Raw genomic sequence first — 20,528 nt, forward strand, 5'->3', positions numbered from 1 at the left:
GCCGGGCCGTTCCCAAGGCGAATACCGCAGCGCGTAGCGCGGAGGCATTCGAATGAGCGATTCAAACACCGTCGTCGACATCCGCAAGCTCTGGACGGTGTTCAAGAGCGCCGACGGCGAGGTCGTGGTGCACCGCGACCTCGAGCTGCGCATCGAGCGCGGCGAGGTGCTGTCGCTGGTGGGTGGCTCGGGCACCGGCAAGACGGTGCTGCTGCGCCAGATCCTCGGGCTCGAGAAGCCGACCAAGGGCACGGTCGAGGTGCTGGGCCGGGCGCCGGGCGAGCTCAGCGCCAAGGGCGCGGCCAACGTGGGCATGCTGTTCCAGCACGGCGCGCTGTTCTCGGCCTTCAGCGTGCTCGAGAACATTGCCTTTCCGCTGCGCGAGCTCAAGCTGCTGCCCGACGAGCTGATCCGCAATGCGGCGCTGGTCAAGCTGCAGATGGTGGGCCTGGAACCGCGGCATGCCAACATGAGCCCGGCCGACCTGTCGGGCGGCATGATCAAGCGCGTGGCGCTGGCGCGCGCGCTCATCATGGACCCGCCGCTGCTGCTGCTGGACGAGCCCACGGCCGGCCTCGACCCCGAGGCCTCCGACAGCTTCTGCGACCTGCTGCGCGGCCTGCACCGCGAGCTGGGCCTGACGGTGGTGATGGTCACGCACGACCTGGACACCCTGTTCGACCTGAGCACCCGCATCGCGGTGCTGGCCGACCACAAGGTCATCGTCAGCGGCTCGGCGCGCGAGGTGATCGCGTATCCGCATCCGTTCATCCACGAATATTTTCTGGGCGGGCGCGGCCAGCGCGCGCTGGAGGCCCTGCATGACAAACCCGCCAAAGCCCCGCCGGCCCCTGCCGGCGCGGCCCGCTGAAAGGTAGCCACACCATGGAAAACAAAGCCCATGCCATCGCCGCCGGCGCCTTCGTGCTCGGCCTCATCGCCGTGCTCGTAGGGCTGGTGGTCTGGTTCACGCGCGACAACACCGTGCGCAACATCTACGAACTCTCCACGCGCGACCCGGTCAGCGGCCTGCAGCCGCAGGCCATGGTGCGCTACCGCGGCATCGCGGTCGGCAAGGTGACCTCGATCGACTTCGACCCCAAGACGAAGGGCAACGTGCGCGTGCGCATCACGGTCGACCAGCGCGTGCCGCTCACCACCTCGAGCTTTGCCACGCTGAGCTACCAGGGCGTGACCGGCCTGGCCTTCATCGCGCTGGACGACAAGGGCGAATCGAACGTGGCGCTCGCGCCCAACAACGACGATCCGCCGCGCATTCCGCTCAAGCCCTCGATGCTGGCGCAGCTGCAGGACCGCGGCGAAGCCATCGTCAACCAGGTCGACGAGGCCACCAAGCGCGCCAACCAGCTGCTGGGCGACGAGAACCAGAAGCGCGCGGCCGATGCGCTCGAGAACATCGCGGCGGCCTCGGCCAGCGCCAACACGCTGCTCAAGCAGCTCGACAACACGGTGAAGACCGGGCTGAACCCGGCGCTCGCAGCGCTGCCGAACACGCTGTCGTCGGTGAAGACGGCCGCCGGCGACGTCTCGCGCGTGGCCAACAACTTCAACACCACCGTGGGCCGGCTCAACGCGCCCGACGGCCCGATCGAGCGGCTGAGCGACGGCACCAAGGCGCTGGCGCAGTCGGTCGATTCGTTCAACGCCGCCACGCTGCCGCGCGTGAACCGCGTGGCCGACGACACCTCGCGCGCGGTGCGCCGGCTCGGCCGCGCGGCCGACAGCATCAACGACAACCCGCAGTCGCTGCTGTTCGGCAATGGCGGCACCGCTGCCGGGCCCGGCGAGCCCGGGTTCTCCGCGCCGCCCGCCACCACGTCCCTCGGACGCCCCTGAAGTGACGACCATGAAGAACACCACCCACTCCCGTCCGCGCCTCGCCGCCTGCGCCGGTGCCGGCCTCGCGCTGCTGCTGCTCGCCGGCTGCGGCGCGCTGCCCGACAAGCCCGCGCGCGCCACGCTGTACGACTTCGGACCCGGCCTGGCCGCCTCGGCCGCCGCCGCCGCCAACCCGCCCGCGGCCGCATTGCCCACGCTGGCGCTGGCCGAGATCGAGAGCAACACGCGGCTCGACGGCACGCAGATCCTCTACCGGCTCGGCTATGCCGATGCCAACGAACTGCGCCCCTACGGCCAGTCGCGCTGGAGCCTGCCGCCGGCGCAACTGCTGCGCCAGCGGCTGCGCGACGCGCTCTCCGAGCGGCGTACCGTGCTCGGTCCGGAAGAAAGCGCGACCATCGCGCGCGCCGAGGGCAAGGTGCCCGACACGCTGCGCATCTCGCTCGACGAGTTCAGCCACTACTTCGATTCGGCCAGCAGCAGCGTCGGGCTGGTCCGCCTGCGCGCCACGCTGATCCGCGGCACCACCGGCGGCGACCGCGTGCTGGGCCAGCGCACCTTCACCGTGCGCCGCCCGGCCCCGAGCGCCGATGCGCCCGGCGGCGTCAAGGCGCTGGCCGCGGCCACCGATGCGGCGGTGGCCGAGGTCGTGCAGTGGGTGGACCAGCAGCCGCGGCAGTAAGCTCGGCTTCGGCCCCGGCCCGCTTTTTTCATCCACGGAGGAGACCTCACCATGAACGCCACACGCATCATCGGCATCCTGCTCATCGTCGCAGGCATCGCGGGCCTCGGGCTCGGCGGCTTCAGCTTCACGAAGGAAACGCACCAGGCCAAGCTGGGGCCGCTGGAGTTCTCGGTGAAGGAGAAGCAGCAGGTCAATTTCCCGGCCTGGGCCAGCGTGGCCGCCATCGTGGTGGGCGGGGCGCTGGTGCTGCTGGGTGGCAAGAAGGGCTGAGCGCCCTTCCAGGAAGCGCCATGGCCGCCGCTGTTGACGGCAATGCCTTCGTGCCCCTCGACGGGGGCTGCACTTGCGGCGCCGTGCGCTACCGCATGATGGCTGCGCCGCTGTTCGTGCACTGCTGCCATTGCCGCTGGTGCCAACGCGAAACGGGCTCGTCCTTCGCGCTCAACGCCTTGATCGAACCCGCGCACATGCAACTGCTGCAAGGCACCGTCGATGTGGTGCTGACGCCTTCGGCCAGCGGACGCGGCCAGAAGTACGTTCGCTGCCCCCATTGCCGTGTCGCACTCTGGAGCCACTACGCCGGTGCGGGCGATGCGGTGTGCTTCGTCCGCGTGGGCACGCTCGATACGCCCGACCAGCTGCCGCCGGACCTGCACATTTTCACGATGTCGAAGCAGCCCTGGGTGGTGCTGCCGCCCGGCGCGCCCGCGGTGACCGAATACTACGAGCGCGAGGCATACTGGCCTGCCGCAAGCCTCGCGCGTTGGCGTGCGCTGCGCGAGGCCAGGGCTTCCGAAAGCTAGCCGCCCATCCCCGCCACCAGCTGCGGCAGCAGCAGCTCCGCCGCGCCGCGCAGGACCACCGAGGCTGCCTCGTCCAGATGCGGCAGCGGCTCCATGTTGAGCGTGATCAGCCGGGCGCCGCGCGACATCGCGAGCTGCGGCAACTCGGCCGCCGGATAGACCACGGCGGTGCTGCCGACCACCATGAACACGTCCGACTCCTGCGCGGCCACCTGGGCGTCGTGCAGCACGCCGTGGTTCAGCATCTCGCCGAACATCACGACGTCGGGCCGGGCGCGCGAGGCGCAGCGCATGCAGCGGTGAAAGGGCCAGGGGCCGCGGCGGTTGCCGCAGTGGTCGCAACGCCAACGGCGCAGCGAACCGTGCAGTTCGAGCACGTCCAGCCCGCCCGCGATCGAGAGCAGGCCGTCGACGTTCTGCGTGATCAGGCGCGTGGCGGGGCGCAGCCGCTGCAGCAGCGCGAGCGCCGCGTGCCCGGGGTTCGGCTGGGCGGCCTCGACCGTGTCGAGCCGCCGGGCCCAGAAGCGGGTGAAGCCCTTGGGATCGCGCTGCAGGTCTTCGGCGTGGGAGAACTGCAGTGCGTTCTGGTTCATCCAGAGGCCGTCGGCGTCGCGGTAGGTCGGAATGCCCGAAGCCCTGGACAGTCCCGCGCCGGAGAGCACGGCGATGCGCCGGGCGGCACCCAGCAGGGCGATGGCGGATTCGACGGGAGACGCGGGGGAAGAAGCGGTGCCCAGGCTCATGGATCCAGTGGTGCGGAAGCCTTTCTTCCGGCAGACGTTGCGCCCAGCCGCGCGGAGACCGTGCCCGCGCAGGCCTTGAGCGCGCGTGCGATTTCGCCGTCCCAGGCGGTGTCGAAGATGGCGGCCGGGCCGATGGCCGTGACCGACAGCACGATGGCGCCGGTGTGGTCGAACACCGGCGCCGCCATCGCGCTGACGCCCTCGATCACCTCGCCCTCGGAGCGGCTGATGCCGTGCGCGCGCACTTCCTGCAGCTGGCGCTCGAATTCGCTCCACGAGGGCAGCGGCCGCTGCGGCGGCATGCCGGCCGCGGGCGGCTCTTCGCCGGCCTTGCGCAGCTTGTGCCGCTGGCGCTCGGCGTCGAGCAGCTGCCGGACCGCATCGGCCTCCAGGTAGGCGGCAAAGACGCGGCCCGAAGCGGTGTTGGTGAGCGAGAACACCGTGCCGTGCCGCATGTTCACATGCACCGGCGAAGGCGATTCGGCCGTGCGCACGATGGTGGCGCCGCGCGCCCCCCAGACCGCGAGCGCCACCGTGTGGCCGATGCGCTGCGCCACCTCGGCGATCAGCGGCGTCGCAATATGCACCGGGTCGGCCTGCTGCAGGCTGATGAGCCCCAGTTGCAAGGCCAGCGGGCCGAGCAGATAGTGGCCGCTGGCGCGGTCCTGCTCGATCAGGCCCAGCCGCCCGAAGCTCACCATGTAGGGATGGGCCTTGGCGGCCGTCATGTCGGCTTCGCGCGCCAGGTCTTTCAGCGCCATCGGCCGGCCGTGGTGCACCAGTGCACGCAGCAGCTGTCCACCCACTTCGATGCTCTGGATGCCGCGCTGGGCGGCGCGGTCGGTGTCACTGGCTGCCATGGCCCGCCTCGGCGTCTGGTTGTTCGTTCATGAAGAAGGGATTAGACATGAACTGATCTCGGGCTTACACTCTCGGAATTCGCTAACCGCAAATTCATTTGTTTTAGACGAATCTAAATTTCGATCCAACCGACGGAGACACACGATGAGCCAAGCCAAGAAATTCGCCAGCCAGGCCGACATGGAAGAGAAGAAGATCACCTTCAGCCAGATCTCGGAACACGCCTGGGCCTACACCGCCGAGGGCGATCCCAACACCGGCATCGTGATCGGCGACGACTGTGTGTTGGTGGCCGACACCCAGGCCACGCCCGCCATGGCGGCCGACGTGGTGCGCCGCATCCGCGAAGTGACCGACAAGCCCATCAAGTACGTGGTGCTCACCCACTACCACGCGGTGCGCGTGCTGGGCGCGGCCGGCTACGGTGCCGAGCACATCCTGGCCAGCCAGGACACGCGCGACCTGATCGTGGAGCGTGGCGAGCAGGACAAGGCCAGCGAGATCGGCCGCTTCCCGCGCCTGTTCCAGAACGTCGAGACCGTGCCGCCGGGCCTGACCTGGCCCACCATGACCTTCACGGGCAAGATGACGCTGTGGCTCGGCAAGCTCGAGGTGCAGCTGATCCAGCTGGGCCGCGGCCACACCAAGGGCGACACGGTGGTCTGGTTGCCCGAGGAGCGCACGCTGCTGTCGGGCGACCTGGTCGAGTTCGGCGCGACGCCGTACGCGGGCGACGCCTACTTCAAGGACTGGCCGCAGACGCTGGACAACATCGCGGCGCTCAAGCCCGCCGCGCTGGTGCCGGGCCGCGGCGCCGCGCTCACCACGCCGGCCGAAGTGGCCGAGGGCCTGACCGGCACACGCAACTTCATCTCCGACGTGTACGCGAGCGTGCAGGAAGGCGTGAAGGCCGGGCGCGACCTGAACACGGTCTACAAGGACACCTACGCCAGGCTCAAGCCCAAGTACAGCCAGTGGGTGATCTTCGACCACTGCATGCCCTTCGACGTGAGCCGCGCGTACGACGAGGCCTCGGGCCATGCCGATCCGCGCGTGTGGACGGCCGAGCGGGACGTCGAGATGTGGAAGGCGCTGGAAGGCTGACCTGTCCTGCTCCCTCCCCTTCCGGGGGAGGGCTGGGGTGGGGGCACGCAGAGCGCCAATTTCGAGCGCCGCCAGCCCCCATCCCAGCCTTCCCCCAGCGGGGGAAGGAGCAATACAAAGACACGGAGACAACACGTGATCGACTATCAAAGCCTGCGCTTCGACTACAGGCGCCACGCCGATCAGGACGCTTCCACGCCCGCCCATCACCCGGTCGTGGTCGTCGGCGCCGGCCCGGTCGGCCTCGCGCTGGCCATCGACCTGGCGCTGCGCGGGATTCCCGTGGTGCTGCTCGACAACGACAACACTCTTTCCAGCGGCTCGCGCGCGATCTGCTTCGCCAAGCGCACGCTCGAGATCTTCGACCGCCTCGGCTGCGGCGACCGCATGGTCGACAAGGGCGTGTCGTGGCACGTGGGCAAGGTGTTCTTCCACGACGAGCAGGTCTACCGCTTCGACCTGCTGCCCGAGCCCGGCCACGAGCGCCCGGCCTTCATCAACCTGCAGCAGTACTACGTCGAGGGCTACCTCGTCGAGCGTGTCGCCACGCTGCCGCTGATCGACCTGCGCTGGAACCACAAGGTCACGGGCATCGAGCAGCGCGGCGACAGCGCGCTGCTCACCATCGAAACGCCCGAGGGCAGCTACCGGCTGGCCGCCGATTACGTCGGCGCCTGCGACGGCTCGCGCTCCAACCTGCGGCAATTGATGGGCCTCGAAGCCAAGGGCCGCACCTTCCGCGACCGCTTCCTGATCGCCGACATCACGATGGATGCGGACCTGCCGACGGAGCGGCGCTTCTGGTTCGACCCGCCGTTCCATCCCGGCCAGAGCGTGCTGCTGCACAAGCAGGCCGATGCCATGTGGCGCGTGGACTTCCAGCTCGGCTGGGACGCCGACCCGGTGGAAGAACGCAAGCCCGAGAACATCACGCCGCGCGTACGCGCGCTGCTCGACAGCATCGGCTTCGAGGGCGTGCAGTTCCAGATCGGCTGGGCCAGCGTCTACACCTTTGCGTGCCAGCGCATGGAGCGCTTTCGCCACGGCCGCGTGCTGTTCGCGGGCGACTCGGCGCATGGCGTGTCGCCCTTCGGCGCGCGCGGCGCCAACTCGGGCGTGCAGGACGCCGACAACCTGGGCTGGAAGCTCGCGGCCGTGCTCCAGGGCGAGGCGCCCGACGCGCTGCTCGACAGCTATGCGAGCGAGCGCGAATACGCGGCCGACGAGAACATCCGCAACTCCACGCGCGCCACCGACTTCATCACGCCCAAGAGCGAGGTGAGCCGGCTGTTCCGCGACGCGGTGCTGGAGCTCACCAAGCGCCACGCCTTCGCGCGCACGCTGGTCAACAGCGGGCGGCTCTCGGTGCCTGCGGTGCTGCGCGACTCGCCGCTCAACACGCCCGATGCCGATGTGTTTGCGGGTGCGATGGTGCCCGGCGCCGCGGCGGCCGATGCGCCCATCGTGCGCGCCGACGGCGGCAGCGGCTGGCTGCTGCGCGAATGCCACGTGGCGCAGTTCACGGCGCTGCTGTTCGGCACCGGCGGGGCGGTCGAGCGCAGCCTGCAGGCGCTGAAGGCTTGCGACCTTCCGCTGCACGTCGTGCGCGTGCAAGGCGCAACGCCCGCAGGCGAGCTCGCCGTGCAGCGCTACGACGCGCAGCCCGGCACCGTCTACCTGCTGCGGCCCGACCAGCATGTGTGCGCGCGCTGGCGGCAACCCACGGCAGAAAACATCCGCGCAGCCATCGGCCGCGCACTGGCCAAGGCATGAGGACCACCATGCAACAGCAACGACAACTGATCACCGCACCGAACCTCGATGCGCCCGACGATTTCTACGAGGCGCTGATCGAGGCGCACCAGGGGCTTTCCACCGAGGAGAGCCACGCCTTCAATGCGCGGCTCGTGCTGGTGCTGGCCAACCACATCGGCTCGCTGGCCGTGCTGCGCGAAGCCTTCGAGGCCGCACGCGGCAGCTGAACCCGCGCACTCCAACCTCATTCATCGCGCTTTTCGAAAGAGAACCCCATGACGAACCCCATCGACGATACCGAACGGCGCTACCAGAGCGGCTTCGGCAACGAGTACGCCTCGGAAGCCGTTGCCGGTGCCCTGCCGCAGGGCCGCAACAACCCGCAGCGCGCGCCCTTCGACCTCTACACCGAGCTGCTCTCGGGCACCGCCTTCACCGCGCCGCGCCATGAGAACCGCCGCACCTGGCTGTATCGCCGGCAGCCTTCGGTGGTGTCGGGCCGCTACCAGCCGTATGCGCAAGCACACTGGACCACCGGCGCCGACCGCGAGATCGCGCTGCCGCCCGAGCCGCTGCGCTGGCACCCGATGCCGCTCGACGGCGGGGCGGCCGAGGCGGACTTCATCGACGGCATGCGCACCATCGCGGCCAACGGCGATGCGGAATCGCAGGTGGGCATCGGCTCGCTCATGTACCTCGCGGGCCGATCGATGGAGCGCCGCGCCTTCGTCAACGCCGACGGCGAGATGCTCATCGTGCCGCAGCAGGGCCGCCTCGTCATCACCACCGAACTCGGCGTGCTCGACGTGAAGCCCGGCGAAATCGCGCTGCTGCCGCGCGGCATGGCGTTCAAGGTGGCCTTGCCCGACGGTCTCTCGCGCGGCTACGTCTGCGAGAACTACGGCGCGCAATTCCGCCTGCCCGAGCTCGGCCCGATCGGCTCCAACGGCCTGGCCAACGCGCGCGACTTCCAGGCCCCCGTGGCGGCCTTCGAGGAAGACGGCGGCGCCTACGAGCTGGTGAAGAAATTCGGCGGCCGCTTCTGGAAGGCGCCGGCCAAGCAGTCGCCTTTCAACGTGGTCGCCTGGCACGGCAACCTGGCGCCGGTGAAGTACGACACCGCCAACTTCATGGTGATCGGCTCCATCAGCTTCGACCATCCCGATCCGTCGATCTTCACCGTGCTGACCTCGCCGAGCGACACGCCCGGTACCGCCAACTGCGATTTCGTGATCTTCCCGCCGCGCTGGATGGTGATGGAGAACACCTTCCGTCCGCCATGGTTCCATCGCAACCTCATGAGCGAATTCATGGGCCTGGTGCTCGGCGAATACGACGCCAAGCCGGGCGGCTTCAAGCCCGGCGGCGCGAGCCTGCACAACTGCATGGTGCCGCACGGCCCCGACGAGGAAGCCTTCGACAAGGCCACGCATGCCGACCTCAGGCCGCACAAGCTGGACAACACGCTGGCCTTCATGTTCGAGAGCCGCTTGCGCTTCATTCCGACGGACTTCGCGCTCAAGAGCCCCGCGCTCGACACCGACTACGCCGACTGCTGGGCGGGTCTCAAGGACCAGTTCAAGCCATGAAGAACGCATTCGCCATCACGCGCCGCACGGCCGCCATCGCCCTGCTCGCCGTGCCCTTGCTCGCGGCGCACGCGGCGGACTTCCCGTCGAAGCCCATCCGCTTCATCGTGCCCTACACGCCCGGCGGCACCACCGACCTGGTGGCGCGCACCGTGGGCCACCAGGTCTCGCAGAAGCTGGGCCAGCCGGTGCTGATCGACAACCGCGGCGGTGCGGGCGGCAACATCGGCATGGATGCCGTGGCCAAGGCTGCGCCCGATGGCTACACCATCGGCTTCGGCGCCATCTCGACCAATGCGCTCAACCCGCACATCTACAAGGCCATGGCCTTCGATCCGCGCCGCGACTTCACCGCGATCAGCCTGCTGGGCACCTCGACCATCGTGCTCGAAGTCCCCGCGAGCTCGCCGATCAAGTCGGTGTCCGACCTGATCGCGGCCGCGAAGAAGAACCCCGGCCTGCCCTACGCCACGGCTGGCGCCGGCACCTCGATGAACCTGGCGGGCGTGATGTTCGCGCAGATGACCGGCACCGAGCTCGTGCACGTGGCCTACAAGGGCAGCGGCCCGGCCATCACCGACATGCTGGGCAACAACATCGGCCTGATGTTCGACAACCTGCCGGCGTCGCTGCCGCACATCCAGGCCGGCAAGCTGCGCGCGCTGGCGGTGGCGGGGCCGGCGCGCTCGCCCTCGCTGCCCGAGGTGCCGACGATGGCCGAGGCCGGGCTCAAGGGCTATGCGCTGGACCCATGGTTCGGCGTGTACGGTCCCGCGAACCTGCCGGCGCCCATCGTGAAGGCGCTGAACGAAGCCTTCGTCGAGGCGCTCGCGATGCCCGAGGTGAAGGCCAGGCTGCAGCAGGCCGGTTTCTCGCCGCGCGGCTCGACCGCGCAGGAGCTGGCCACGCTCACGCAAACCGAATACCAGCGCCTCGGCGACGTCGCCAGGAAAGCCGGCATGACCGCCGACTGAACCGAATCTCAAAGAAAGACATGCCATGAGCACCACCGTACTGAACGCCACCCACGACCCGAAGCTGCGCAGCTGGGTCGCCTCCGCCAACGAAGCCGGCTGCGACTTCCCGATCCAGAACCTGCCCTTCGGCCGCTTTCGCACAGCCGGCAGCAGTGAAGCTTTCCGCATCGGCGTGGCCATCGGCGACCAGGTGCTCGACCTGAAGGCTGTCGGCCTGGTCGATACCGACGACATGAACGTGCTGATGAACGCGAGCGTGAGGGAGCGCCAGGCCCTGCGCACGGCCATTTCTGCGGGCCTGGCCGAAGGCAGCAGCCAGCAGGCCGCATGGTCCAAGGCGCTGCTGCCGCAGGCCAGCGCCGAAATGACCGTGCCCTGCCGCATCGGCGACTACACCGACTTCTACACCGGCATCCACCACGCCACCACCATCGGCAAGCTGTTCCGCCCCGACCAGCCGCTGATGCCCAACTACAAATGGGTGCCGATCGGCTATCACGGCCGTGCCTCGTCGATCGGCGTGAGCGGGCAGATCTTCAAGCGCCCGCATGGGCAGACCAAGGCGCCGGATGCGGCCGAGCCCGGCTTCGGTCCTTCGAAGCGGCTCGACTACGAACTGGAACTGGGTTTCTTCGTCGGCCGCGGCAATGCGCTCGGCGAGCCGATTGCCATCGCCGAGGCCGAAGACCACCTGTTCGGCGTGGCGCTGCTCAACGACTGGTCGGCGCGCGATATCCAGGCCTGGGAGTACCAGCCGCTGGGCCCTTTCCTTTCAAAGAATTTCGCAAGCGCGCTGTCGCCGTGGATCGTGACGATGGAGGCGCTGGCGCCGTTCCGCGCCCGCTTCGAGCGGCCCGCGGGAGATCCGCAGCCGCTGCCCTATCTGGACGCGCCCTCGAACCGCGAAGGCGGCGCGCTCGACATCACGCTCGAGGTGCTGCTGCAGACCGCGAAGATGCGCGCCGAAGGCCTGGCGCCCGCGCGCCTCACGCGCGGCAACACCACCGAGGCCGCCTACTGGACCGCCGCGCAGCTGGTCGCGCACCACACGGTGAACGGCTGCAACCTGCAACCCGGCGACCTGCTGGGCTCGGGCACGCTCTCGGGCCCCAAGCCCGACGAGGCCGGCTCGCTGATCGAGCTCACGCAGGGCGGCAAGCAGCCGATCACGCTGCCCAACGGCGAGAAGCGCACCTTCCTCGAGGACGGCGACACGCTGGTGATCCGCGGCTGGTGCGAGCGCGCGGGCGCGGTGCGCATCGGGCTGGGGGAGGTCAGCGGGACCGTGGTGGCTTAGGGCAAGACTCAGGGCGCGGTCGCGGCAGAGGCCGCCGCCGGCCACGCCACTTCGCTGGCCACGCGCGGCTTGCCGATCGGCGCGGTGGCCTTGCCGACCTTGATGGCGGCCATGTCGGCCTCGCTCGGGTACTGGTCCATCAGCCAGTAGTCGAACACACGGCGGGCAATGGGCGCCGCCGCGCCTGCGCCCCAGCCTGCGTTCTCGACGATCACCGCCAGCGCGATCTTCGGATCGGTGGCCGGCGCGAAGGCCATGAAGAGAGCGTGGTCGCGCTGGTGCTCCTCGAGCGCCTTGGCGTTGTACTTGGTGTTCTGCGCCTGCGTCACGGCCTGCGCGGTCCCGGTCTTGCCCGCCGCCTGGTAGCCCGCGCCGGCGAACACGCCGCGCGCGGTGCCGCTGGTGACCACGCTGGTCAGGCCCTCGCGGACCACCGCGACGTTGGCCGCGGTGTAGCCCAGGTTCTCGGCCGGCGGCTGGGGCAGCGGCACCACCTGCCCGCTCACGGTGTTGCGCGTGGCCAGCACGAGGTGCGGCTTGTGCTTGCGGCCACCGTCGGCCACGATGGCCGTGGCCTGCGCGAGCTGCAGCATCGTGAAGGCGTTGTAGCCCTGCCCGATGCCCAGCGAAATGGTCTCGCCCGCATACCACTTCTTCTGCTCGGGCCGCTTGTAGGCGTTGCGCTTCCATTCGGTGCTCGGCAGCACGCCGCGCACCTCGCCGCCGAGGTCGATGCCGGTGATCTGGCCGAAGCCCAGCGGCTTCATGAAGTCGTGGATCAGGTCCACGCCCATTTCGTTGGCCAGCGAGTAGTAGTAGATGTTGCTCGACAGCTGGATCGAACGGCGCATGTCGACACCGCCGATGTTGCCTTCGGGACTGCCGAAGCGGTGGCCGCCGAAGTTGAAGTAGCCGGGATCGTTCACCACCACGTTGGGGCCGCGCTTGCCGGTCTGCAGCGCCGCCAGCGCCATGAAGGGCTTGTAGGTGGAGCCGGGCGGATAGGTGCCGCGCAGCGCGCGGTTCAAGAGCGGCTTGTCGAGCGATTCGGTCAGCGCCTGCCAGCTCTCGGTGTCGATGCCTTCGACGAACAGGTTCGGGTCGAAGGTGGGCTTGCTCACGAAGGCCAGCACCTCGCCGGTCTTGGGGTCGATGGCCACCAGCGCGCCGCGGCGGTCGCCGAACATGTCTTCCACCAGCTTCTGCAGCTTGATGTCGAGCGACAACATCACGGTGTTGCCGGGCGTGGCCGGGTGGCTGGCGAGCCGGCGCACCGCGCGGCCGCCGGCCGAGGTTTCCATCTGCTCGACGCCGGTCTGGCCATGCAGCGTCTTCTCGTAGCTCTGCTCGATGCCGAGCTTGCCGATGTAGTCGGTGCCCTTGTAGTTGGCCTGGTCTTCCTCGGCCCAGTCTTCCATCGCGGTCTTCTCGCGCTGGTTGATGCGGCCGATGTAGCCGAGCACGTGCGAGGCCAGCTCGGCGTGCGGATAGTTGCGGAACAGCCGGGCCTTGATCTCCACGCCCGGAAAGCGGTAGCGCTGCGCGGCGAAGCGCGCGACTTCCTCGTCGCTCAGGCGAGTGCGGATCGGAATGGAGTCGAAGCTGCGCGAGTCTTCCCGCAGGCGCTTGAAGCGGCGGCGGTCGCGCGGCGAGATCTCGAGCACCTGGGTGAGGCTCTCGATGGTCTCCTCGACGTCGCCCACCTTCGACGGCGTGATCTCCAGCGTGTAGGCCGAATAGTTCGACGCCAGCACGATGCCGTTGCGGTCGAGGATCAGGCCGCGGTTGGGCACCACCGGCACGATGGCCGTGCGGTTGCTCTCGGCCTGTTCCGCGAGGTCTTCGTGCCGCACCACCTGGAGGTAGATCAGGCGCGCGCACAGCAGGCTGAAGGCGAACAGCACGGCCAAGCCGATCACGACCACGCGGCGCTTGAAGCGCGCGAGGTCGGCGGCGACGTTGCGGATTTCGGTCATGGCGGCGGAGCTGCGAGCTTAGGCGCCGGCCGTGGCCATGGCAAATGCCGGGAATGAAAGACCGGGGTGCGCCATGGCTACAGCGGACGATTCTCGTCGGGGTCCGGCGTGCGAAGCTGCGGCGCGAGCAGCAAGGCGGTGGCCAGCGGCCACAGCGCAGCCTCCAGCGCCGGCGAGATCAGCACGCTCCAGCCCGGGAACACGCCGCCGCCGACCATCCGCGTGATCACCTCGATCAGCTGCGACAGCGCAAAGAGCGGCAGCACCTGCAGCGCCTGCGAGGCCACCGGGTACCAGAGCAGGCGCCGGTGGATGGTGATCGCGAAGAAGCCCAGCGTGGTGTAGGACAGCGCATGCTGGCCCAGCATCGACGACTGGTGCACGTCCATGCACAGCCCGAAGACGAAGGCCGCGCCAATGCCCACGCGCATCGGCTGGTGCACGCCCCAGAACACGATGGCCAGCGCGAGCAGGTCGGGCATCCAGGCGGCGCGGCCGATCGGGATCATGTTGATGAGCAGCGCCGCCACCAGGCTCGCCCACATGAACAGCGGGCTCACGGGCAGCAGGAGCTGCTGTTGTCCTGGACGCTTGATCATCGGGCGCGCTCCGCGGCTTTCTTGTCGGCCTTGTCCGTTGTCTTGCCGGCCGGCTTGGCCTCGGGCTTCTTGCGCACCGCGGCGGCGGGCGCCGGGGCCGGCGGCGCCGACGGCGCCCCCGTGGGCGCGAGCACCAGCACGTAGCGCGCGGCCGTCACGCGGGCCAGCGGCACGCAGTAGATGCGCGCAAAGGCCGAATCGGCGCGGCGCTCGATGCGCTCGATCTTCGCCACCGGCAGGCCGGGCGGGTAGACGCCGTCGACGCCGCTGGTGGACAGCAGGTCGCCCTCCTGCAGGTCGGCATTGGCGGCCATGAAGCGCAGTTCCAGTCCGCCGCCATGCGCCGACGCGTCGCCGAAGGCCACGCTGCGCACGCCGGTGCGGGTGTTCTGCACGGGAATGGAAAGATCGCGGTCGATCACCAGCGTGACCTCGCTCGTGAAGGGCTGCACCTGCGTCACCTGTCCCAGCACGCCGTGCGCGTCGATCACGGGCGAGCCGGCGGCCACGCCCTGGGTGAGCCCCTGGTCGATGACGATCTTGCGCGTGTAGGGGTCGGCCGCGTCGTACAGCACCTCGGCCGCGCGGCCCGGGGCCTGGGTGGTCTGGCGCAGCTCGAGCAGCGCGCGCAGCCGCGCGTTGTCCTGCGCGAGCGTGTCGGCCTGGCTCGCGCGCTCGGCCTGCAGCATGAGCGCCTTGCGCGCCTCGTCCTCGTTGCGCTGGGCCGCCTGCAGGTCTTCGAAATAGCGGCCGCCGCCCACCACCAGCTGCACCGGCTTGAGCGCCAGCCACTGCACCGGATAGAGCACCGCGCCCACGGCCGCGCGCAGCGGCTGCACCAGGTGGAAGCGCGCGTCGGCCACCATCAGGAACAGCGAGAGCGCGCCGAAGAAGATCAGCTTGCTGAGCGCCGACTGCCCCTGGTTGAACAGGGGTGGGGCTGTGCGATCGAGCGTGCCCAAGGGCATGGTTCGGACCTGGCTGTGTGCAACGTCAGATGGCAAAAAAGCCGGCCTGCGCAAGCAGAGGCCGGCCGATGATGGCTTGCGCCTCTTACTCGCTCGTGAAAATGCTGCCCAGGCGGTCCATGCGTTCCAGCGCAATGCCGCAGCCGCGCACCACGCAGGTCAGCGGGTCTTCGGCCACCAGCACCGGCAGGCCGGTTTCCTCGGCCAGCAGGCGGTCCAGGTCGCGCAGCAGCGCGCCGCCGCCGGTCAGCATCATGCCGCGTTCGGCGATGTCGGCGCCCAGCTCGGGGGGCGTCTGCTCCAGCGCGTTCTTCACGGCCGAGACGATGTTGTTGAGCGGGTCGGTCAGGGCTTCCAGCACTTCGTTGCTGCTGATGGTGAAGCTGCGCGGCACGCCTTCGGAGAGGTTGCGGCCCTTGACTTCCATCTCCTTGACCTCGGAGCCCGGGAAGGCCGAGCCGATGTTCTTCTTGATGACTTCGGCCGTCGGCTCGCCGATCAGCATGCCGTAGTTGCGGCGGATGTAGTTGATGATGGCTTCGTCGAAGCGGTCGCCGCCCACGCGGACCGAGCCCTTGTAGACCATGCCGCCCAGGCTGATGACGCCCACTTCGGTGGTGCCGCCGCCGATGTCGACCACCATCGAGCCCGAGGCCTCGCTGACCGGCAGGCCCGCGCCGATGGCCGCGGCCATGGGTTCCTCGATCAGGTAGACCGACGTGGCGCCCGCCGCCTCGGCCGCGTCCTTGATGGCGCGGCGCTCGACCTGGGTGGAGCCGCAGGGCACGCAGATGATGATGCGCGGGCTCGGCGTGAGCAGCGTGCGCGGGTGCACCATCTTGATGAACTGCTTGATCATCTGCTCGGTGATCACGAAGTCGGCAATCACGCCGTCCTTCATCGGGCGGATCGCCTCGATGTTGCCGGGCACCTTGCCCAGCATGGCCTTGGCCTCGCGGCCGACTGCCTGGATCACCTTCTTGCCGTGGGGGCCGCCTTCGTGGCGGATGGCGACCACCGAGGGTTCGTCCAGCACGATGCCCTTGTTGCGAGCGAAGATCAGGGTGTTGGCGGTGCCGAGGTCAATCGCCAGGTCGGTGGAAAAGTACCGACGGAAAGCTCCAAACATGTGCGGAATCCTCTGGAGCACGCCTGCGCGTCGGCAGGTCGTCGCTCTGTTTTTTGGGTCGTATGACGGGGTGAATTGATCGTTTTTGGCGCAAAAGCCGGCGCGTTCGCGGGGGTTGCGGCAAAGGCGGGATAATACCCGAATCCCCTCTGAATCCCGTGTTAGCACCCTCTCCGGCGTGCGATTACTTCCGGTTTTTTCGACCGGTCCGACCCATGTCACTTTCCGCTTCAGATATTGCACGCATCGCCTCCCTGGCGCGGCTGCAGCTTGCCTCCGACGAAAGCGAGCGCATGCTCAGCCAGATCAACGGCTTTTTTGACCTGGTCGAACGCATGCGTTCGGTCGACACCACCGGGGTGGAGCCGCTGGCCCATCCGGTGGCCGCCGTCGAGGACATCACGCTGCGCCTGCGCGACGACGTGGCGAGCGAACCCGACAACCGCGAAGCCAACCAGAAGAGCGCCCCGGCCGTCGAAGCCGGCCTGTTCCTCGTGCCGAAGGTGATCGAATGAGCGGCGAACTGCACCAGATGGGCGTGGCCGCCCTTGCCAAGGCCCTGGCCGAGCGCAAGGTTTCGGCCGTCGAGGCCTCGCAGGTCTTCCTTGGCCGCATGAAGGCCCACGAATCGCTCGGCACCTTCGTCGACGTGAACGAAGAGGTCACGCTGGCCCAGGCCCGCGCGGCCGACGCGCTGATCGCGGCCGGCAATGCGCCCGCGCTGGCCGGCGTGCCGATCGCGCACAAGGACATCTTCACCACCACCGACTTCGCCACCACCGCCGGCTCGAAGATGCTCGCGGGCTACCGCTCGCCCTTCGACGCCACCGTGGTCAAGCGCCTGGCCGAGGCCGGCGCCGTCACGCTGGGCAAGCTCAGCTGCGACGAGTTCGCGATGGGCTCGGCCAACGAGAATGTCGCCGTGCCCGCCGTGGGCCACGACAGGGCCGTGCCCGTGCAGAACCCGTGGAACCGCGAGCGCATTCCGGGCGGCTCGTCCGGCGCCAGCGCGGCTGCAGTCGCGGCGCGCCTGGCCCCCGCGGCCACCGGCACCGATACCGGCGGCTCGATCCGCCAGCCGGCCTCGTTCTGCGGCATCACCGGCATCAAACCGACCTACGGCCGCGCCTCGCGCTACGGCATGGTGGCCTTCGCGTCCAGCCTCGACCAGGCCGGCCCGATGGCCCGTTCGGCCGAGGACTGCGCGCTGCTGCTGTCGGCCTTCTGCGGCCCCGACCTCGACCGCGACTCGACCTCGCTCGACAAGCCCGCCGAAGACTTCGGCCGCTCGCTCGGCGACTCGCTCGACGGCCTGCGCATCGGCGTGCCCAAGGAATTCTTCGGCGCAGGCGTGGCGCCCGGCGTGCGCGCGGCCGTCGATGCCGCGCTCGCGCAGTACGAGAAGCTCGGCGCGAAGCGCGTCGAGGTGTCGCTGCCGCTCACGGAGCTCTCGATACCCGTGTACTACATCCTGGCCGCGGCCGAGGCCTCGAGCAACCTGAGCCGCTTCGACGGCGTCAAGTTCGGCCACCGCGCGAAACAGTACAAGGACCTGGCCGAGATGTACGAGCGCACGCGCGCCGAAGGCTTCGGCGACGAGGTGAAGCGCCGCATCATGATCGGCACCTACGTGCTGAGCCACGGCTACTACGACGCCTACTACCTGCAGGCGCAGAAGGTGCGCCGCATGATCGCCGACGACTTCCAGCAGGCCTTCAGGCAGTGCGACGTGATCGCCGGACCGGCCGCGCCGACCACCGCCTGGAAGATCGGCGAGCACGGCGGCGACCCGGTGGCCGACTACCTGGCCGACATCTTCACGCTGCCCGCCTCGCTGGCCGGCCTGCCCGGCATGAGCGTGCCCGCGGGCTTCGATGAAAACGGCATGCCCGTGGGCCTGCAAATGATCGGCAACTACTTCGGCGAAGCGAAGCTGCTGAACGCGGCGCACCGCTTCCAGCAGGCCACCGACTGGCACACGCGCACGCCGGAGGGATTCTGAAATGAGCGAACCCGTGAACACTTTCGAAGCACAGCAAGAAGGCCGCCCGACCGGCCCGCTGGTGCGCGGCTATGAAGTCATCATCGGCTTCGAGACGCACGCCCAGCTCTCGACCGCGAGCAAGATCTTCAGCCGCGCCTCCACCGCCTTCGGCGCCGAGCCCAACACGCAGGCCTGCGCGGTCGACCTGGCGCTGCCCGGCACGCTGCCCGTGATGAACAAGGGCGCGGTCGAGCGCGCCATCAAGCTGGGCCTCGCGCTCGGCTCGCACATTGCGCCGCGCAGCGTGTTCGCGCGCAAGAACTACTTCTACCCCGACCTGCCCAAGGGCTACCAGATCAGCCAGTACGAGATCCCGGTCGTGCAGGGCGGCGCCGTCTCGTTCTTCCTCGGCCAGGAAAAGAAGACCGTGCGCCTGGTGCGCGCCCACCTCGAGGAAGACGCGGGCAAGTCGCTGCACGAGAACTTCATCGGCCAGAGCGGCATCGACCTGAACCGCGCGGGCACGCCGCTCCTGGAGATCGTGACCGAGCCCGACATGCGCTCCACCGCCGAGGCCGTGGCCTATGCGCGCGAGCTGCACAAGATCGTCACCTGGATCGGCATCTGCGACGGCAACATGCAGGAAGGAAGCTTCCGCTGCGACGCCAACGTGTCGGTGCGCAAGCCCGGTGAGAAGCTCGGCACGCGGCGCGAGATCAAGAACCTGAACAGCTTCAAGTTCATGCAGCAGGCGATCGACTACGAGATCAACTCGCAGATCAACGAGCTGGAAGACGGCCGCAAGATCGAGCAGGCCACGGTGCTGTTCGACCCCGACACCGGCGAGACGCGCACCATGCGCACCAAGGAAGACGCGGCCGACTACCGCTACTTCCCCGACCCGGACCTGCCGCCGCTCGCCATCGAGGCCGAGTGGATCGAGCGCGTGCGCGCCACCATGCCCGAGCTGCCGCGCGCCATGGCCGAGCGCTATGTGCGCGACCACGGCATGTCCGAATACGACGCGGCGCAGCTCACGCAGAGCCCGGCGCTCGCACGCTATTTCGACGACGCGGTGAAGGCGGGTGCCACGCCCAAGCTCGCGAGCAACTGGATCACCGGCGAAATGGCGCGCCGCCTGAATGCGCAGGAGATCGGCATCGACGCCGCGCCGGTCACGGCGCAGCAACTGGCGCAGCTGGTCGGGCGCATTGCCGACGGCACGCTGCCCAACAATGCGGCGCGCCAGGTGTTCGACGCGCTCTGGACCGGCGAAGGCAGCGATGTCGACGCCATCATCGAGGCCAAGGACCTGAAGCCCATGAGCGACACCGGCGCGCTCGACAGGATCCTGGACGAGGTGATCGCAAAGAACGCGAAGAACGTCGAGGAGTACCGCGGCGGCAAGGAAAAGGCCCTCAACGGCCTCGTGGGCCAGGTGATGAAGGCCAGCGGCGGCAAGGCGAACCCGGCCCAGGTGACCGGACTGCTCAAGGCAAAGCTGGGCTGACGCCGGCCCTCAGCGTTTGCTGACGCCGTTCTGGGGAGACCAGAGCTGCTTGAGGCGCGCGCGCTCCTCGTCGAAGCGCGCGTTGACGCGCTTCTTCTCGTCTTCCTGCTCGCCGATGAAGCGGTTCTGCACCGCCACGCTCTGCGCGTTGTCCTCGAGCTTGCGGCGCACGGCGCCGGGCGCCTTGCTCACGTCGTGCTTGTAGAACTCCAGCTCCTCGTCGATTCGCTTCCGGTCTTCGGCCAGCTCGACGAGGCGCTTCTTCGCGGCCTGGATCACCGCATCGATCTGCACCAGCGCCTCGGCGCGCTCGCGGTCATGCACCTCGGCGTTGGGATAGCGCACCAGCAGCGCGCGCTCGCGGCGGCGCTCGTCGGTCAGGCGCGCGGCCTGCAATGCGGCCTCGCGGGCGCGGTCTTCGCGCTCGGCCAGTTCTCGGGCGGTGTACGTGGGCTCGATGCGGCGGCGCGTGGTGCCGCTCGGGCTCAGTTCGCGCTGCTCGCGGTCGATGCATTCGGCAATCGGGCGGTCGGCCGTGAGGGTGCGGCCGCGTGCATCGGTGCACGAATAGATGCCCGCGGCCGGCGCCGGTGCGGGCTGCGCCGGGGCCGCGCCGGCCCACAGTGCCATCAGCAGCAGCACCCACGGGGCTGCGAACGGCCGGGCCGCCAGGTCGAGTTTGCGCATG

21 protein-coding genes are annotated in these 20,528 nt (G+C 69.0%); 14 read left to right on the top strand and 7 right to left on the bottom strand.

Annotated elements, in window-relative coordinates:
- The first annotated feature begins 52 nt into the window (after positions 1–52).
- Genes FB547_RS13105 through FB547_RS13125 form a run of 5 tightly spaced genes read left to right on the top strand, consistent with a single transcriptional unit; the run spans position 53 to position 3,348 of the window.
- A complete protein-coding gene (locus FB547_RS13105; protein ID WP_145742836.1) occupies positions 53–871 on the top strand; it encodes an ABC transporter ATP-binding protein in 819 nt (272 codons plus the stop codon).
- 14 nt (positions 872–885) lie between these two features.
- Positions 886–1,857: an MlaD family protein gene (locus FB547_RS13110; RefSeq protein ID WP_145742838.1), complete on the top strand. Its 972-nt coding sequence runs from the start codon at positions 886–888 to the stop codon at positions 1,855–1,857.
- 10 nt (positions 1,858–1,867) lie between these two features.
- Positions 1,868–2,542 carry an ABC-type transport auxiliary lipoprotein family protein gene (locus tag FB547_RS13115; RefSeq protein ID WP_145742840.1) on the top strand — a complete coding sequence of 225 codons (675 nt, stop codon included), beginning with the start codon at positions 1,868–1,870 and terminating at the stop codon, positions 2,540–2,542.
- A gap of 51 nt (positions 2,543–2,593) precedes the next feature.
- Entirely contained in the window at positions 2,594–2,815 is a 222-nt protein-coding gene (locus FB547_RS13120) for a hypothetical protein (protein WP_012745458.1), read from the top strand.
- A gap of 20 nt (positions 2,816–2,835) precedes the next feature.
- Positions 2,836–3,348 carry a GFA family protein gene (locus tag FB547_RS13125; RefSeq protein WP_145742842.1) on the top strand — a complete coding sequence of 171 codons (513 nt, stop codon included), beginning with the start codon at positions 2,836–2,838 and terminating at the stop codon, positions 3,346–3,348.
- On the opposite strand, the gene FB547_RS13130 is transcribed toward FB547_RS13125, so the two are convergent.
- Positions 3,345–4,091, bottom strand: a complete 747-nt coding sequence (locus FB547_RS13130) for an SIR2 family NAD-dependent protein deacylase (protein ID WP_145742844.1) — start codon at positions 4,089–4,091, stop codon at positions 3,345–3,347. The genes FB547_RS13125 and FB547_RS13130 overlap by 4 nt on opposite strands.
- Positions 4,088–4,951, bottom strand: a complete 864-nt coding sequence (locus tag FB547_RS13135; protein WP_145742846.1) for an IclR family transcriptional regulator — start codon at positions 4,949–4,951, stop codon at positions 4,088–4,090. The genes FB547_RS13130 and FB547_RS13135 overlap by 4 nt, the downstream gene beginning before the upstream one ends.
- Before the next feature lie 145 nt (positions 4,952–5,096).
- Between FB547_RS13135 and FB547_RS13140 the strand changes: the two genes are divergently transcribed.
- From FB547_RS13140 to fahA, 6 genes are all read left to right on the top strand, one after another.
- Positions 5,097–6,056 carry an MBL fold metallo-hydrolase gene (locus tag FB547_RS13140; RefSeq protein WP_145742847.1) on the top strand — a complete coding sequence of 320 codons (960 nt, stop codon included), beginning with the start codon at positions 5,097–5,099 and terminating at the stop codon, positions 6,054–6,056.
- 135 nt (positions 6,057–6,191) lie between these two features.
- The gene (locus tag FB547_RS13145; RefSeq protein ID WP_145742849.1) at positions 6,192–7,829 is read left to right on the top strand and encodes an FAD-dependent oxidoreductase; all 1,638 of its coding nucleotides are present in this window, start codon (positions 6,192–6,194) and stop codon (positions 7,827–7,829) included.
- Between the two features lie 8 nt (positions 7,830–7,837).
- Complete coding sequence (locus FB547_RS13150) at positions 7,838–8,038, top strand: DUF2783 domain-containing protein (protein WP_145742851.1); 201 nt, start codon at positions 7,838–7,840, stop codon at positions 8,036–8,038.
- A 48-nt stretch (positions 8,039–8,086) separates the two neighbouring features.
- Positions 8,087–9,400, top strand: coding sequence for a homogentisate 1,2-dioxygenase (gene hmgA / locus FB547_RS13155; protein ID WP_145742852.1), 1,314 nt, complete (start codon positions 8,087–8,089; stop codon positions 9,398–9,400).
- A complete protein-coding gene (locus FB547_RS13160) occupies positions 9,397–10,374 on the top strand; it encodes a Bug family tripartite tricarboxylate transporter substrate binding protein (RefSeq protein WP_145742854.1) in 978 nt (325 codons plus the stop codon). The genes hmgA and FB547_RS13160 overlap by 4 nt, the downstream gene beginning before the upstream one ends.
- 25 nt (positions 10,375–10,399) lie before the next feature.
- Positions 10,400–11,674: a fumarylacetoacetase gene (fahA, locus tag FB547_RS13165; protein ID WP_145742856.1), complete on the top strand. Its 1,275-nt coding sequence runs from the start codon at positions 10,400–10,402 to the stop codon at positions 11,672–11,674.
- An 8-nt stretch (positions 11,675–11,682) separates the two neighbouring features.
- Here the strand turns inward: fahA and mrdA are convergent, their stop codons facing one another.
- The 4 genes from mrdA to FB547_RS13185 form a co-directional block, all read right to left on the bottom strand.
- The gene (gene mrdA, locus FB547_RS13170; protein WP_145742858.1) at positions 11,683–13,650 is read right to left on the bottom strand and encodes a penicillin-binding protein 2; all 1,968 of its coding nucleotides are present in this window, start codon (positions 13,648–13,650) and stop codon (positions 11,683–11,685) included.
- Positions 13,651–13,727: 77 nt separating this feature from the next.
- The gene (mreD, locus tag FB547_RS13175; RefSeq protein ID WP_145742860.1) at positions 13,728–14,249 is read right to left on the bottom strand and encodes a rod shape-determining protein MreD; all 522 of its coding nucleotides are present in this window, start codon (positions 14,247–14,249) and stop codon (positions 13,728–13,730) included.
- Positions 14,246–15,217 carry a rod shape-determining protein MreC gene (mreC, locus tag FB547_RS13180; RefSeq protein ID WP_145742862.1) on the bottom strand — a complete coding sequence of 324 codons (972 nt, stop codon included), beginning with the start codon at positions 15,215–15,217 and terminating at the stop codon, positions 14,246–14,248. Before mreC ends, mreD begins: the two co-directional genes overlap by 4 nt.
- Positions 15,218–15,302: 85 nt before the next feature.
- Positions 15,303–16,346 (bottom strand): rod shape-determining protein, encoded by a 1,044-nt coding sequence (locus FB547_RS13185; RefSeq protein ID WP_007833435.1) that lies wholly within the window; start codon positions 16,344–16,346, stop codon positions 15,303–15,305.
- Positions 16,347–16,561: 215 nt separating this feature from the next.
- Here FB547_RS13185 and gatC point away from each other — a divergent pair, with 215 nt between their 5' ends.
- The 3 genes from gatC to gatB are packed head-to-tail and all read left to right on the top strand — an operon-like array spanning position 16,562 to position 19,840.
- Entirely contained in the window at positions 16,562–16,861 is a 300-nt protein-coding gene (gene gatC, locus FB547_RS13190; RefSeq protein ID WP_145742864.1) for an Asp-tRNA(Asn)/Glu-tRNA(Gln) amidotransferase subunit GatC, read from the top strand.
- Positions 16,858–18,348 (top strand): Asp-tRNA(Asn)/Glu-tRNA(Gln) amidotransferase subunit GatA, encoded by a 1,491-nt coding sequence (gatA, locus tag FB547_RS13195; protein ID WP_145742865.1) that lies wholly within the window; start codon positions 16,858–16,860, stop codon positions 18,346–18,348. Before gatC ends, gatA begins: the two co-directional genes overlap by 4 nt.
- Position 18,349: 1 nt before the next feature.
- The gene (gene gatB, locus FB547_RS13200; protein WP_145742867.1) at positions 18,350–19,840 is read left to right on the top strand and encodes an Asp-tRNA(Asn)/Glu-tRNA(Gln) amidotransferase subunit GatB; all 1,491 of its coding nucleotides are present in this window, start codon (positions 18,350–18,352) and stop codon (positions 19,838–19,840) included.
- A gap of 9 nt (positions 19,841–19,849) precedes the next feature.
- Here the strand turns inward: gatB and FB547_RS13205 are convergent, their stop codons facing one another.
- Positions 19,850–20,527 (bottom strand): DUF4124 domain-containing protein, encoded by a 678-nt coding sequence (locus FB547_RS13205; RefSeq protein ID WP_225612855.1) that lies wholly within the window; start codon positions 20,525–20,527, stop codon positions 19,850–19,852.
- Position 20,528 lies beyond the last annotated feature (1 nt).

Source organism: Variovorax beijingensis (assembly GCF_007828835.1).
GTDB classification, from domain to species: domain Bacteria; phylum Pseudomonadota; class Gammaproteobacteria; order Burkholderiales; family Burkholderiaceae_C; genus Variovorax; species Variovorax beijingensis_A.